At 58.2% G+C, this 15,284-nt stretch carries 13 protein-coding genes; all 13 read right to left on the reverse strand.

Annotated elements, in window-relative coordinates; all coding sequences use genetic code 11:
• Window positions 1-322: 322 nt before the first annotated feature.
• The 13 genes from CEY11_RS01260 to CEY11_RS01320 all read right to left on the reverse strand — a co-directional run bounded on the left by CEY11_RS01260 (window position 323) and on the right by CEY11_RS01320 (window position 15,200).
• Entirely contained in the window at window positions 323-916 is a 594-nt protein-coding gene (locus CEY11_RS01260) for a cysteine hydrolase family protein (protein ID WP_233154661.1), read from the reverse strand.
• Between the two features lie 43 nt (window positions 917-959).
• A complete protein-coding gene (locus tag CEY11_RS01265; protein ID WP_088601517.1) occupies window positions 960-1,724 on the reverse strand; it encodes an SDR family NAD(P)-dependent oxidoreductase in 765 nt (254 codons plus the stop codon).
• Between the two features lie 66 nt (window positions 1,725-1,790).
• A complete protein-coding gene (locus CEY11_RS01270; protein WP_088601518.1) occupies window positions 1,791-2,618 on the reverse strand; it encodes an IclR family transcriptional regulator in 828 nt (275 codons plus the stop codon).
• Window positions 2,619-2,655: 37 nt separating this feature from the next.
• On the reverse strand, window positions 2,656-4,350 hold the full coding sequence (locus tag CEY11_RS01275; RefSeq protein ID WP_088601519.1) for an FAD-dependent oxidoreductase: 1,695 nt from the start codon (window positions 4,348-4,350) through the stop codon (window positions 2,656-2,658).
• A 2-nt stretch (window positions 4,351-4,352) separates the two neighbouring features.
• Window positions 4,353-5,096 carry a maleate cis-trans isomerase family protein gene (locus tag CEY11_RS01280; protein ID WP_158215160.1) on the reverse strand — a complete coding sequence of 248 codons (744 nt, stop codon included), beginning with the start codon at window positions 5,094-5,096 and terminating at the stop codon, window positions 4,353-4,355.
• Between the two features lies 1 nt (window position 5,097).
• Window positions 5,098-5,826, reverse strand: a complete 729-nt coding sequence (locus CEY11_RS01285; protein ID WP_233154662.1) for an ABC transporter ATP-binding protein — start codon at window positions 5,824-5,826, stop codon at window positions 5,098-5,100.
• Between the two features lie 11 nt (window positions 5,827-5,837).
• Window positions 5,838-7,643, reverse strand: coding sequence for a branched-chain amino acid ABC transporter ATP-binding protein/permease (locus tag CEY11_RS01290; protein ID WP_088601521.1), 1,806 nt, complete (start codon window positions 7,641-7,643; stop codon window positions 5,838-5,840).
• Window positions 7,640-8,518 (reverse strand): branched-chain amino acid ABC transporter permease, encoded by an 879-nt coding sequence (locus CEY11_RS01295; protein WP_088601522.1) that lies wholly within the window; start codon window positions 8,516-8,518, stop codon window positions 7,640-7,642. Before CEY11_RS01295 ends, CEY11_RS01290 begins: the two co-directional genes overlap by 4 nt.
• Window positions 8,519-8,529: 11 nt before the next feature.
• Window positions 8,530-9,810, reverse strand: a complete 1,281-nt coding sequence (locus CEY11_RS01300) for an ABC transporter substrate-binding protein (RefSeq protein ID WP_088601523.1) — start codon at window positions 9,808-9,810, stop codon at window positions 8,530-8,532.
• A gap of 100 nt (window positions 9,811-9,910) precedes the next feature.
• Window positions 9,911-10,948 carry a PrpF domain-containing protein gene (locus CEY11_RS01305; RefSeq protein WP_088601524.1) on the reverse strand — a complete coding sequence of 346 codons (1,038 nt, stop codon included), beginning with the start codon at window positions 10,946-10,948 and terminating at the stop codon, window positions 9,911-9,913.
• A gap of 1 nt (window position 10,949) precedes the next feature.
• On the reverse strand, window positions 10,950-12,704 hold the full coding sequence (locus CEY11_RS01310; protein ID WP_088601525.1) for a thiamine pyrophosphate-binding protein: 1,755 nt from the start codon (window positions 12,702-12,704) through the stop codon (window positions 10,950-10,952).
• Window positions 12,705-13,212: 508 nt separating this feature from the next.
• Window positions 13,213-14,541, reverse strand: a complete 1,329-nt coding sequence (locus CEY11_RS01315; RefSeq protein WP_088601526.1) for an ATP-binding protein — start codon at window positions 14,539-14,541, stop codon at window positions 13,213-13,215.
• The gene (locus tag CEY11_RS01320) at window positions 14,538-15,200 is read right to left on the reverse strand and encodes a response regulator (protein WP_088601527.1); all 663 of its coding nucleotides are present in this window, start codon (window positions 15,198-15,200) and stop codon (window positions 14,538-14,540) included. Before CEY11_RS01320 ends, CEY11_RS01315 begins: the two co-directional genes overlap by 4 nt.
• Window positions 15,201-15,284: the final 84 nt, after the last annotated feature.

The following is a 15,284-nucleotide window of genomic DNA, read 5'->3' on the forward strand; positions in this document are numbered from 1 at the left end:
TCACCGCCCGTCATCGTCTGGCGCTGCTCTCGGAGGCTCATAAGGCTCAGGAGTTGCCGAACCCATGCCGCAGTCGTGCCGTACAACTCGTTATGGAACACGCCCAGAGCTCCTACGTCAAACGAGGTATACGGCCCAATGCGGATGCATTGACCAGAGAGCCTATGTAGCAACTGCCGGCCATCTGCGATGATTCGCCCATTGGATTGCGCGACCGCGCCCTCCTCCTCTTTGTCTGGGCTAGTGATGGACGTCGACACTCCGAAGTCGTGCGAGCCACAACGGAGCAGCGTGGCGCTGAGGCAGGCCGCAACACTCTGCCTCAGGGCTGAGAGAACACCACTGAATCGACCGTCCCAAACGAGCAGAAGCGGCCGATGCTGCTAATGGAATTGGCATGCTCTTGTGCACTGTGCGCCGCACAGGCATCCTCCAGCACGATCATCTCATAATCCCGGTCATGTCCATCGCGCACCGTTGCCTGAACTACGGCCTGCGTAGATACTCCCGAGCAATAAATGCGCTGCACATTATTGGCACGCAGTTGCGTCTCCAGCGTGGTTGAATAAAATGGGCTGACTCGGTGCTTGACGACCTGAATGTCGCCCACCTGCTGCTTTAATTCCGGGTGAATTTCAGTCCCCCAGGCGCCCAGCCTGAACAGACCGGCCTTGGGTGCGCCAGAAAATACTTGCGAGTTTTCCGGACACTCAGGATAGCCCTCTGAAAAGCCTACCCGCACAAAGCCCACCAGCAGACCGGCAGCGCGTGCCTTGGCAATCGCATGCACAGTCCTGTCGATCACTTGACGCTCTTGCACCTGTTCACCTAAAGGCCCTTTGCCACTGGGGCCATCGGGATGCACGAGATCATTCTGCATGTCCAAAATAAGATAAAGCGAGCGAGGAGATTTCACGTTACACATCCGTATCCGATGTTCAAGGAAACAATCATTCAAATTAGTCGCACCAGCTGCCGCCGTTGATGTCAAGTACTTCGCCGGTAATGAATCCGGCTTGTGGTGACGCCAGAAACAGTACGGCTGCCGCGACTTCTGCCGCAGTCCCCATGCGTCCGACAGGAATCAAATCCCGGAGAGTTTGGGGGAAATTCGTCGTCATGGAGGACGCCACCGGCCCCGGTGCCACCGCATTGACCGTGATCCCGTAAGAGGCCAACTCTTTGGCCAAAAATGACGTCATGATATGAACACCAGCCTTGGATACGCCATAAGCCACATTGCTGGCCTTGTCCTGTTCAGCTGGGCTCAGCCAAGGGCGGGGATTACCCCCGTTTTTGCCGATAATCGAGCCAAGATTGATGATGCGTCCGCTTTTTTGCCGCTTCATGGGTGCAATGGCAGCCTGGCAGCACAGGAAAGTGCCTTTTAAATTGACGTCGATGACACGATCCCATTCAGCCTCAGACAACTGCTCGGCGTTCCCCATCGATACGATGCCTGCCACATTCACTAAAATATCCAGGCGCCCCAGAGCACTGGCAATCTGACCGAAACAGCGCAGCACATCATCTCGCTGGGTTACGTTCAGTCGCACAGGCTGCACTCCCGTGGCCGATGGATCCAGCCTATCCGGCCCTTCCATATCGGCAGCCACGACTCTCGCCCCGCAGGCTGCCAACGCATCCGCGACAGCAGCTCCAATGCCGCCTCGCCCTCCTGTGACAAGCGCCACCCGGCCGGCATAAAGATCAGAAACGTACATGCAGAACTCCGTTTAGCGACGATATGGATATCTGATCCAATTGCACCTGCAGACTGGAAATGGATATCAGCCAGTCCGTGCTGCAGCCGCTGGCGGAGCTCCCAGCTGTTCACTGATAAGACCTGCCGTGGCTCTCACTTTTTCAACGTAGTCATCAATATTAGCGAGCTGTATACGGGAGGCTGAACCGGCTATTGTGAGACTGGCAACCGTGCGCTCGTCATGGCTGAAAATGGGTACCGCAATGCAGCGCAGGCCAATCTCTAACTCTTCGTCATCCAGCGCATAACCACGGGAGCGAACCTTGGCCAATTCGTTCTTCAAAGCATCTAATGTCGAGATGGCATTCGGCGTGGGGGTTTCCAGCTTTTTCCCCCGATACAGCATATCGAGAGAGCCTTCAGATAATCCAGCAAGCAGCGCTTTACCCATGGATGTCAGGTGCGCCGGGCTTCTTTTACCCACCCACGAATGCAGCCGCAAGGAAAAGGAACCTTCAGCTAAATTCACCGTTACCGCCTCAGTTCCTTCCAGCACGCCCAGATGGCAGGTTTCACCTGTTTCCTCCGCGAGCTTCTGTATGAACGGCTCAGCGACGCCAGTGAGAGACGTATAAATTACCGCTAGATTGCCCAACCTTGCCAGCTTTCCACCAAGTTGGAATCCCGAGGAGTTAGGTGCAGGCCGCAAGTAACCTAACGCCACCAGCGTTGCCGCGATTCTGGATGCACTGGATTTGTGCAACTGGAGATATTTGGCAATTTCACTGACTGTTACCACGCTGTGATCGCGGCTGAACATGTCGAAAATTTCAAATCCTTTTTGCAAGGATCCGATGAGCCCAGATTCACGTGGCGGGTGCACAGTTTCCATTTCTAAAGGTTTTTTATACATAAAAAACGCCAGTTTTTATTATTAATTCATATTTCATTTATCTACACCTAAGTGATACAGAATTATTTGCATGATGCGCAGCGATGAAACCAAACGTCAAAGCGGGCCCCAGAGTAAAACCGCCCGCGGGATAATTTCCCGCTCCTATACTAGCCATATCATTGCCTACCGAGTACAACCCCGCGATGGGATTGTGCTGATTATCGAGAACACAGGCATTGGCGTCCGTGACCAGTCCGGCAAAAGTGCTCAGACAACCTGGAACTATTCTCAAGCCATAAAACGGAGCAATCTGCAGTGGCCCAAGGCAAGGGTTGGGCTTTCGAGACGGATCACCATAACCGCGATTGAAAGCCACTTCTCCCCGATGAAAGTCTGTATCCACCCCTACCCGGGCGCCCTCATTGAAACGCAAGATTGTTTGTTCGAGCGATGCCGTCTTTATTCCACATTGCCGCGCCAGATCGGCAACCGAATCCCCTTTTTTCAAGTACCCATTACGCAACCAGGGGCCAATTGGAGCCGGTGCTGGCAGGACACGCCCCAAGCCCCATCGGCGCAAAGCAGCGTGGTCACATATCAACCATGCCTCCGGCTGTTCCCCCTGTGGGGTTGCATTGAATAGTGCAGTAATCACATCGCTATACGAATCCGCTTCGTTGCAGAAACGCTCGCCATTGGAGCGCACCATGATCGTGCCGGGTTTCCCTCGATCGATGCCTAAATGCGGATAATGTCCGAAGGTTCCATCGGGCCGCGGAACCAGGGATACCGGGGCCCAGCCCGCCGGCGACTTGCCGTCCATGCGTACACGCCCTCCGGCGCTTTCCCCCAAACGGAGCCCATCGCCCGTGTTGGTCGGGGGTGCGGCAGACCAATGTTCCTGGCCTGTGGGCGTGTGTGGGAACATCTGCGCCCTGCGCGCCGTATCCCATGGGAAACCGCCCGTAGCCAATACGACACCGCGAGCCGCCCGGATCTCGGTTTCACGGCCTGGCTCGCCTACGCGTGCGCCGACCACGGCACCCTTTTCCATGATCAGCGATTGTGCCGGAGACGAAGTCAAGAACCCGACACCCAAATCGAGTCCCGTCTTCAACAACCGGGCAGCCAGTGCATTGCCATTGACCAGATACAACCCCCGCCCGTACAACATGCGATCCCACCAGTGACGCAGGACTCTGCGAGCGACATGTAAGAACGAATGCAGCTTTCGAGTGTAATTGAAGAAATGCGACAGTTCCAGCGTGGCAATTCCCATTCCGAAAGGCGAAATGAGATCCAGCGGCGGCTTGAGCAATCGGATCTGCCGGCCCAACTGACGCCCATCGAACGGCGCGGCACCCACTGCCCGCTGGCCGGTCGCGGCGCCGGGAGAATGGCCGTGAAAGTCCGGTATCATAGCGCCATTGATGAATTGCAGGCTGGTCTCCTTCTGAAAGAATTCGACCATTTCCGGGCCTTTCTTCAGATAGGCCTCGATCTTGGCCTCGTCATACCAGGCCCCCAGCTCATGCCGAAGATAGGTGCGACTCGCCTGTTCGTCCTCGACGCCGGCAGCCCGGGCAAGCGCGTTGCCGGGTATCCACATCCAGCCACCGGACCATGCGCTCGTTCCGCCGATATGCGTGTCTTTTTCGACAACGACTACGCGCAAACCCAGCTTCGCGGCAGTGACAGCCGTCGCTAATCCTCCGGCCCCCGAACCGATGACTAACAGGTCGCAATCCATGGCTACGCCTCGCTCAGCAGGCGCCCTGGACCAATCGGGCCGGAATAGCTCAGCAGCCTCAACATATGCCACATGGCTGCCTGGGTGCTGGTGACAACGGGCAAGCCAGTCGCGCGCTCCAGAGGCTCGATGATTTCGAGCGTACGCAAATTGGCACAGCTCAGAAAAATGGCTTGTGCATCCGGCCTCACCACGCTCATGGCCAGTTCCAGCGTTTCATGGGGTGAACACTTGGCATGCTCCTGGGTGCCAAATCCGGCAATATCCGATATCGTGAATCCCCGGCCTTCCAGATATCGACGCAAATGCGCGTTAAGCCAGGGCTCGTAAGGGGACGCCACTGCAATTCGCCGCACATCCAAATGTTGCAGCGCGCGAGCCACGGCATCGGACGTCGCAATCACGGGGATTCCCAGCAAGCTCGACAAGGCCTGGGTCACTTCTTTGTCGCGATCCACGCCGGACTGTACAAACCCGCTGGCGGTACAGCCAAAGCAGATGGCATCGACACGGGCATGTTTCAACAGTGTGGCTGCCGGCTCCAATTCGTCGAGCATATGAAGCAGCGTCGGTTCGCTGTCGCAGGTATGCGCGATACGGGTCGCATGCAACGACATGCCCTTGGGCAAAAGACGTTCGAACTCGTATTCCATGACCGTGTTCCATGACGGAACCACGACGCCAAGACGCATACTCCACTCGGCAATCTGGAACGGCTCGGATATCGCTTTATTTTTGCTATCCATATCAATCCACTCCCATATAGGCCTGGCGCAGGCTATCGTCGCTGGCAAGCTCGACGGTACTGCGTTGCTGTACAACCCGGCCGCCTTCCAGCACATAGCCGCGCTGGCACAATTCAAGCGCATGCTGGACATGCTGCTCCACTAAAACAACGGTCGCCCCGGTACGGATGATGCGGCCGAGGGCGGCATACACCTGTTCCACGATGACCGGTGCCAAACCCAGCGAAGGCTCATCCAGCATGAGCAATTTGGGCAAGCCCATCAGCCCGCGTCCTATTGCCACCATCTGCTGTTGACCGCCGGAAAGCGTGCCGGCCAATTGGCCAAAGCGTTCGGCAAGAATCGGAAACAGCTCGCATGCGAAGGCCAGGCTGTCCTTCATGCGCAGCCGGGCTTCTGGTGTCACGGCGCCCAGCTCCAGGTTTTCCTGCACCGTCATAGTCGGGAACAGCTCGCGGCCTTCGGGCACATAGATCATGCCTCGGCGGGTCATTGCGACTGCAGGTAGGCCTGTCGTATCCTCTCCAAGAAACCGTATCCGGCCGCCGGCCATCGGTAAAGCGCCCAGAATCGCGCGCAGGCTGGTGGTTTTACCGGCGCCATTGCTGCCAAGCAGGCAGATGGCCTCGCCGGCGCCCACGTCGAGCGACACATCGAATACAGCTTCAAACAAGCCATATCGCACACGCAGATTTTTAACGGAAAGAACCGGATCGTTACTCATATTCATGGATCAGTTCCTCACGCCGGGACGGCAACAGGCACATGAGCCAACGATCGACCCAAATAGCAGTTGACGACTTTCGTGTTTTCGGCAATTTCAGCCGGCAGCCCGGTAGCGATCACCTTGCCATGGTCGAGCACGACAATCCGGTCGGATAACCGCATCACCGCGCGCATGGCATGCTCCACCAGCAAGAAAGAGATTCCCTCATCGCGAATCTCCAGGATCTTGTCGGCAATTTGCGACTGCTCCTGCGGCGTCAAGCCCGCCATCACTTCGTCGAGCAGGATCAGCTTGGGCTCGGTCGCCAGCGCCCGGGCAAATTCCAGCATCTTGCGATCCTGCAGGGTGAGGCTGGCTGCCGCCTGATCACGCTTTGCATACAGATTGACCTGTGCCAGCGCCGCCAGGGCCGCTTCTTGCGCCTGGGTCTTGTTCGTATGGCGCGACAGAGCCCCGATCAGCGCATTTTCCATCACCGTCATGCCGCCAAACGGCTGAACCACCTGAAAGGTGCGCGCCACTCCGCGGCGGCAGACCTCGTGCGGATGCAGGCCGGACAGAGGCTCCTGTCCGAACCGGATGCTGCCATGATCAGGACGGAAGATCCCCGAAATGACATTGAACATGGTCGTCTTGCCTGCCCCGTTGGGGCCGATCAAGCCAAGGATTTCGCCACGCTTCAAACTGAAACTGACATCGGACAACGCGACCAAGCCTCTGAAGGACAACGTGACATTATTCACCTGGAGATAGTCATCGATTTCAGTCGACGCTACGGCGGCTCTCACTCCGGCACCCCCTATTTCGACGCGGTGTGCAGGCACGGGCATCGCTTGGGTATCGGCAACCTTCGGTGCAGTGGCATCACTGCGCCGACGAGCGTGCAACCACTGCGACACCTTCGGGACAATCCCTTCCGGCATCGTCACCACTACCACCATGAGGATCGCACCATACAGCACTTGCTGCAGGGAATAGATACCCGAAGAGCCAAGCGATAATGCGGCACCCAAATGTGCAATGGCTTCACGCAACCCGAATAACAAGGCAATGCCAACCGGCGGGCCCAATACGGTTCCCATTCCTCCCACGAATGTTCCAAGCAACAGGTTAAGCGACAGCATCAAGCCAAAATCCGATTCCGGCTCGACAAAATACAGCAGCACCACATTCATCGCCCCGCCGATGGCAGTCAGGGCTGCGCTCAACAGCGTGACCGTCAGCTTGACGCGAAATGTCTGTACGCCCAATGCTTCCGCAGCATGCTCGTTCTCGCGCACCGCGCGTAGCCGATAACCCAGTGATGAACGCAGCAAGTACCATGTACCGACCGCCGTCAGCGTCAATGCAAGCAGCGTCAGGCCATAGAGCAAAAATGGCGGAAGGCGCAGACCGGACAGTTCCAGGCCCTGGGACCGGCCGAGAAACGGTGCATTGACGGCGGCGAATCGCAAGGCCTCTGCCAACACCAAGGTCAAACCGCTGAAGTAAATGCCACGCAGCCCGGTGCGAAACACCATCCAGTACACGATGGACGCCAGCAGCATCGCGATCACCGCGCCCGTGAGAGCCCCCTGTACAAGAGGCACCCCATGTGCGATGAACAACCAGGCTGCCGCGTACCCGCCCACACCGAAAAACGCTGCGTGCCCCAGCGAGATCAAGCCGGTGAGCGCCATGAAGTTCCATGCCAATGCGAGAAACCCAAAAAGGAATATCTGCGTCAGAAGATTGATCGTATAGCCACTGCCCCAGAATGGAACCGTGATTGCCAGCAGGGTGAAAATGCCGATGACCTGCAAGGACGGTGCCGTCTTCATTTAGCCCTCCTGAGCCGTCCAAGCCCTTCGGGGCGAACGAGTAACACGATGAAAATCATGGCATAGATGCCCAGCTGAGCAACTGATGGGCTGAAGATCAAAGTACCCACGGCCTCAAATATTCCTATCAGAATGCCGGCGAAGAAAGAGGCAAACACATTCTGCAATCCTCCCAGAACCACGATCACGAAGGCCAGCAGGGCCAGCTCCATACCACGGCCGGGATACAGAGTCGTGATTGTCATCAGCATCACACCGGCCAGAGCAGCCAAGGCGAAGCTCAGCGCCATGGTCACTCGGGACAGGCGCCCCACATCCAGTCCGATCAAAACAGCGCCCTTACGGTTGTCGGCGCTGGCCCGGATGGCCTTCCCCAGCCAGGTTCGCGAAAGAAAGACATGCAGCAGGATCACCGCGACCAGGGCCAGCGTACTGGCCACGACCGTTTCGGATTGCAGCACGACACCGCCAAACTCGATGGATTCTCCAGACGAAGGAAGGTAATGAACATCAGGGCCAAAGAAAAAACCAGCTATATATATCAGCACCAGCAACAACCCGAAGGTGTAGATGATCTGCATATCTTCAGACATGCTTCCCAATCGGGCCATGACCGTATATTGCATGAGATAGCCAAGCCCATAGAACAGTGGCACGGCAATCACGGCGGCCAGATAGGGATGCATCAGGCCACTTTGCGACACCAGCAGAACGCCGTACATGGCCCACATCACGAATCCGGCATGAGCGAAGTTGACCACCTTCGTCACACCGAAGATCAGTGAAAATCCCATGGCAACGGCACCATATATGCAACCCATCATGGCGCCTGTGAGCAGCATCTGAACAAGAATCGAGGGAGACAACAACTCCATGTCCGACGCTCCTAGCTACGTTTATCCCATGTGGGAGGCGGCACCACCGGACTCTTCGACGCCATTTCCTTGGGAGCGACCACCGTCAGCTGTTGATCAAGGATCTGGGCAACCACCGGCTGTGCTTTCACGTTGTCGTGCTTTTCTCCCCACTTGACGCCAAAGGGGATGATCACGTTCGGGTCTTCCCCGAAGGTCAGATCGATGTCGTTGATGGCATGCCATAGCGCTGCACGGTCTGGAGATTTGATCTTTTCCAATGCGGCAACCATGGCCGCAGCGGCGCTGAGCGAGTAACCCGCCTGATCTTGGACGGCCACTTTGAATCGAGCCATATAGGCGTCAACCGTCGCTTTCGCGCCGGCAGGCAGCTTCTTGACCATGCTCGGCGTCCAGCCCAACGTGGTCAGCACGTAGTTGGCATCCTTCTTGAGATTGCCGACAAATTGCAAATTGGGCGGTGCGCCTGCCGGATGGATATTGGCGAACAGATTCAGGCGCAATTGCTTCATGGCACGCTGGATCAGTACCCCATCGGCCGGATACGAGGCCTGGAAAACGACATCCACTTTCTCTGCCTTGAGCTTGTTCACGATGCCTGTGGCTTCGGTCAGCCTGGATGCCGTATAAGCGATTCGATCCACAAGTTGCCAGTCACTGATTTTTCCAATGGCACTCTTGAACAGATCGCCCGCCCCTGTCCCATAGGCTAGATCTTCGTGCAGAATGGCTACCCGCTTGACTGGACGACCGCTGGCCTGCTCCATTTCACGCACGAACTTGACGGCCCGTTCAACCGTCTGTCGGGTATTGATCGCCGCGCAATAGAAATACTTCAGATTGCGCTCGGTGAGCATGTAATCCACGCTGGTGTCGATCGCAGGTACCTGGTAGCGTTCGCTGACTTCGCTGCCGACACGGGCGGGGCCGCTGGCTGCCCAACCCAAAATGCCCAGTACATTCTCACGCGTGATCAGGCGTTCGGTTTCCGATGATGTGACGCGCAGATCGCTCTGATGGTCGGCCACGACGAGCTTGATCTGGGCTCCACCCAGGGAACGGATGCCGCCCGACTGGTTGACGCGGTCGACAACCACCTGGAAGGCGCGATGCGCATCGCGCCCATAATCGGCGCTGGAGCCAGTCAGGCCGACGACAACTCCGATAGGAATTTCTTTCGGAGCAGCCCTGACGAAACCAGGAGCCAATTGTGCAACTACCGCACCCGCGGTGGCTTTGAGCAACGCGCGCCGACTGAATACGCCCTTGCTCTGATCAAATTTTCCATTCATGTCTCTCTCCTCATCTTGCTGGGTTTACTGCTTGATCCACGATGTTTTCTACACCCTTTTCCTGCCCGAATTCTTCATTCCGGTTTGACCATAACTTACGCTAGAACCATACCGTTCCTTGCATGATGGTGCGCGCCGTTCGTTCGACCTCGGCCGAAGCAATACCACCGTCGGGCTTGGGCTGCGCAAATGCCGTCATCTTCGTACCGGAAGAAACCACCGTCAGTGCCTTCGCACGATCGGCGTCCGCACACACTTCTGCCACCAAACTCGCAGGCAGCAATCTGGCGGCAGCCAGGCACATCGCTGCAGTCACGGGGACGGTCTGAATGACCCGCCCCATTGACACCGCCGAAATTCTGACCTGCTGCGCATGACTCTCTTTGCGATGCAGCAGCACGACCCGCGGGCATGCCGGCGCTTCCGTGTTTGCACTGGCAGGCGAGGTAGCCACACCTAAGGCTACACTGCATTCGCCGCGAATCCGCTCGATCAGCGCGACTTTTTCCGGATCATCCAGAGAGTCATTGCCAATAACTTCGTCATACAGCAGGAAAAGATAGGGATGCGTCACGTCCACCAGGCTCGACTGATAAGTATGACCGTCAACGACCATATGATCTCGTTCCGAACCGGTGGGCAGCAGCCTTCCAAGCACGGCTCCTTCGGGTTCTAGATAACGCGTTTTGACCGTGGCCGGCTGGCCGCGCTCATGCGACTGCATGTCGGCGATCTCGGTTTCGACCAGCCCGCCCGTCGAAAGATTGCGCAACCGAATGGGGCCATCCCAGGATGCGGGGATCATGCCTTCTTCAAGCGCATAAACGGGAACCGACGCAGTCATGTTTCCACAGGTACCGCTCCAGTCCACCGAGTTCTGGCCGCAAACGATATTGCCAACCGCATACTCGATCATGACGCCGGCCGGGTTGTCCGGGGCAGGCCGAAGCACCACGACTTTGCTCGTCGTGGGTGTGCCCCCGCCCAACGCATCGGTCTGCACCACTCCCCCGCCGACCAGCCGTACGACTGCAGCATCGCGTGCCGAATCTTCTGCTGGCAGGGACTCAGCCAGCAGCACAGGGCCGCGACTCGTTCCCCCTCGCATCAGTATCACTTTGGCACACAGGATGTTCATGTCAGTTTTTCCAGACCAGGGAACGTGAAGTATCGTCGAGCGCACGCAGAGTGCCTCCCCCACTCGGATGAGTCGACGTAATCTCCGAACGGATATCCAATACGCAAGGGCCGTTCTGCTGTGCTGCCCATTGGAATGCGGCAGCCAGCTCGGCGGGATCGGTCACAGTCCGACCCGGAATCCCGCAACCTTGAGCCACCGTCTTGAAATCCAGGCGGTAATCAGGATTGGCACCCGAACCGTCAAACAGCGCATAGGAGGTTCTGCCCACCTGCGCCATCTGCGTATTGCGCACGACACCATAGGCAGCATCATCGATTACCACGAGCGTGATCGGTAAGCGATATTCCGCCAGAGTAGGCAAGGCCGACAAGGACATCGCCAGCCCGCCGTCACCCACCCAGGCCACCGTACGCGCCTCGGGGCGCGCCAGGGCAGCACCGACGGCGCCGGCCAAGCCGATGCCCATGGCTGCTCCGCCCATGCTGCTGACAATATAGTCATCGGCACGTGCCTCGAACTGCTGCACGATCCACTTGTGGTGCTTGCCGCAGTCATTGACGAGATTAATCGGCCCCTCGACGGAGCGACGCAATGCCTGAACGACAGCCCCTGTCCCGATCGCCCCTGTGGAGCCGGGTGCTTGGGAGGCCAGGGCGGTTTGTTCCCATGCCTGCCGTACCTCCTGCAAATGGGCGAACCAGGCGGACAAGTCGGGATTCTTGCTGCCCTTTTGCGCTGTAGCCAGATCTTCGAGAGCGGCACGCAGATCGCCGACAAGCGCCTCTTCGACCGGATAAGTATTGGCAATGCCGCTCATGCAGATATCCGCCTGGATAATCCGGCACTGGGGGCTAAAGGTAGCGTTAGGTGTGCACGAACTGGCGGTGGCTTCCGCCAATCGCGCCCCTAGCACCAGGATGAGATCGGCAGAGCGAGTCGCTTCGTTAGCCGTTGCCGTCCCCGTCCATCCCGCCACCCCGACTGACAGAGGGTGGTCTTCCGGGAAACACCCTTTGCCCGACGCAGTGGTGGCGACCGGAACCTGCAGTTGTTCCACCAGGATCCGCAATTGCGCGCGAGCTCGTCCTAGGTTCACACCATTACCGGCCAGGATGACCGGCCGCTTGGCTGATGCCAGCATGGCAACGGCACGCTCCACACTCCGGGCATCGGGGCGCGGACGGGCATCGAAGGCGAATTGAGCCAACTGAGCCGACGGCACTTCGACCTCCTGATCCCATATTTCCTGCGAGACGCACAGTGCAACAGGCCCCGGGCGGCCGGATGTGGCTACTCGTAGCGCTGACACTGCGTGATGTGCAAGATCGGCTGCCGAGCGTGGCTGCCAGAGCCGCTTGACCGTCGGCCGGATCAGTTGCGGCAGATCGTCATTGATCTGGCGCGAGAGTTCTTGATAACCCCCGCGTCCCATGCTGGCCGATGCGGTATTTCCAGCAACGAACAACATGCTGGAATAGTCTGCATAGGCATTGGCTACTGCGGTCAGCGCGTTGCCAGCGCCCGGAAAAGCATGAGTAAAAGCGGCCATAAGACGCCCGCTTACGCGAAAGTATGCATCTGCCGCAAATGCTGCGGTCGCCTCGTGCCGCGGCAAGATCGTCTTGAACCACGGATTGTCGCCCACCTCCAGTGCGAAGTTGCTGATGGTATGCCCCGGAATGCCGGACACGACACTGATGCCTGCCTGCTCCATCACGGTGGTCAGAACTTTTGCTCCTGTCATTTTGATCATGCCGCACCCTACCTTTTCTATCTGACGTGTATTGTTTCAGTGCTGGTTGCGTATTAAGCAACCGGTTGCGTAAATTAAACATTACAGCCAGATTGAGTGTCAAGCTTTTATTCATGGCGCACCGCACAAGTAAAGACCGAGGCCTGTCGACCACCAACTGGCAGATATCGAGTAGATCCGGCACAACTGTCATTCGCTTCAACGACCCGCGATGGCTCGGCAATGGCCGGATCTACCCATGCAGGCGGCGGCGTGCACCCGGGCGGTTCGACAATCGGTATAGAGGGGTGTTCTTGAGAACAGCGTCTGCCACACCACCTTGCATGTTTAAGTTCCCGTCACAGAAAGACGTTGGGGTTCGAGATCCCGACTGAAGCGTTGGACGAGGTGTTGCACTAATCGTCCGAATCCGCAGAAGTCGGAAGTCGAATTCTTCTCATGGGGGAGTTCTAGAACATGAGGGAATCGAGGCTCATGGATAGATAGCCAGGCCAAGGCCCGGCCCGCTTCATGACGGACTCAAGCCTTGCAGCGTGACGCAGACGCCTCCCGACGGGCTTTCGCTGATTGTCAACGTCGCCCGGTGATGCGCTGCGATTTCACGCGCGATGGCCAGCCCCAGGCCGCTGCCGTGTTGCTGGGTGCCGGCAATCCGGTAGAAACGATCAAATACGCGATCCCGGTCTTCGGCGGCAATGCCGGGGCCGTTGTCCTGCACGCTGACGTGGGTTCCGCCCGAACCGTATCGCAGCATTACATCCACTTTGCCGCCATTCGGCGTGTAGCGTATGGCATTGTCGACCAGATTTCCGAGCAGGATTTCGATGCCATTCGGATCCGCCGTCACCGTGAAAAGATTGCTGGAGGCGGCTCCTTCGAACTCGAGGCCGAGATCGATCTGCTTGGCGTCTGCAAGCGGCATGTGGTTGGCGACCACACGCTCGCACAATTTGCGCAAGCTGAATGAAGTAAATGCCGGGACGTGCCGGGCATCTTCCCGAGCCAGGGCCAGAATCTGGCTGACCAGGTGGATGACGCGATTGAGCCGCCCCTCGATCCGCGTCAGGGTTTGCCTGCCTGCCGACAAGGCCTCGTCCCGCCGGGCGGCCTGTACCTGCAGCTTTAGCGCGGTCAGCGGCGATCGCAGCTCATGCGCAGCATCGGCGATGAAGACACGCTGGGCTCTCGATGCCGCGTCGAGGCGCACGAACAGGTCGTCCAGCGCGTCGACCAAGGGCCTCAATTCGCTTGGGCTGCCTCCGTCCAGGTTCAAAGGCGCCAGGGAATTGAAGGAGCGCGTCTGCAAGCTACGCGAAATGCCGTTCAAAGGGGCCAGGCCGCGCCTGACGACCAGCATGACAATTACGATGATCGCGGGGATGAGGAGCCCTAATGGCCACAATGTACGCAGGGCCAGCTGCAGCGCCAGGTCGTCGCGCACGGATACGGGTTGCGCAACCTGGATGTAGCGGCCGCCCTGCTGTGCTCCGTATACCCGCCAGTGGTATTCGTCGTGCTCTATGGTTCGTATGCCCGGCGGGAAGCGCGGCAGTTCGACGCCTTCAAGAGAGCGGTAGATGGCGCTGCCTCCCCTATCCCAGATTTCAATGAAGAGCCGGTCTTCCGACAAGCCGCGGAAATCCGGCATGCCATGCGCGCTGGATGCGGCCCCTTCGATATCGGCCGGCAAAGACAGCGCAACCGTCCTGAGTTCGTAATCGAAAAGCTCATTGGCTTCGCTGCGCGCTGTGTGGAAGATGCCGAATCCCGCAGCCAGCGCAGCAGCCCCCAGGCCGGCGATCAGCCAGCCCAGCAGCCAGCGGCGTATGGACGTCATGCCAGCCTCTGCAATCGGTACCCGACTCCGCGCACGGTTTCGATCCGCTCGGCGCCGAGCTTGCGGCGCAGGCTGTGAATGTGTACTTGAATCGCATTGCTGCCCACCTCTTCTCCCCAGCCGTACAGTTTTTCTTCCAGCTCCGAGCGGGTGTAGACCCGGGCGGGCGCTTCGATCAATATTTGCAGAAGACTGAATTCACGCGGTACCAGGGAAAGCGGCCGGCCTTCGAGCGTGGCCTCGTGCGTGATGGGGTTCAGAGCCAAGTCGCCATGGGTATACACGGGATTGGCTTGGCCGATGCGGCGCCGTAACAAGGCGCGTATGCGCGCGGACAGCTCATCCAGGTCGAAGGGCTTGACCAGATAATCGTCGGCGCCGGCGTCCAGGCCGTCGATACGGCTTTGCACCGCATCGCGTGCGGTAAGAATGATGATCGGTGTATTGCCGCCCCGCCGCCGATAAAGATCCAGCACCTCCAGTCCGTCGCCTTTGGGCAGGCCCAGATCCAGCATTACCAGATCGTAGAGATCATGCAGCAATGAAAGCTCGGCCTGACGGGCATCGCGGGCCCAGTCTATCGCGTAGCCAGTCTGGTGCATGGTCTCGACGATGGTCTCGCCGATCATTTCATCGTCTTCAACCAGCAATAGCCGCATGTAGGCTCTCCTGTCAATGCCGCCATTCTGGCCGGGCAAACATTAAGAGAGCCTTAAACCCGCGGCTTAAGCATCTCTTAATCA

Origin of the sequence: Candidimonas nitroreducens, assembly GCF_002209565.1 — a bacterium.
Lineage (GTDB): Bacteria > Pseudomonadota > Gammaproteobacteria > Burkholderiales > Burkholderiaceae_B > Candidimonas > Candidimonas nitroreducens.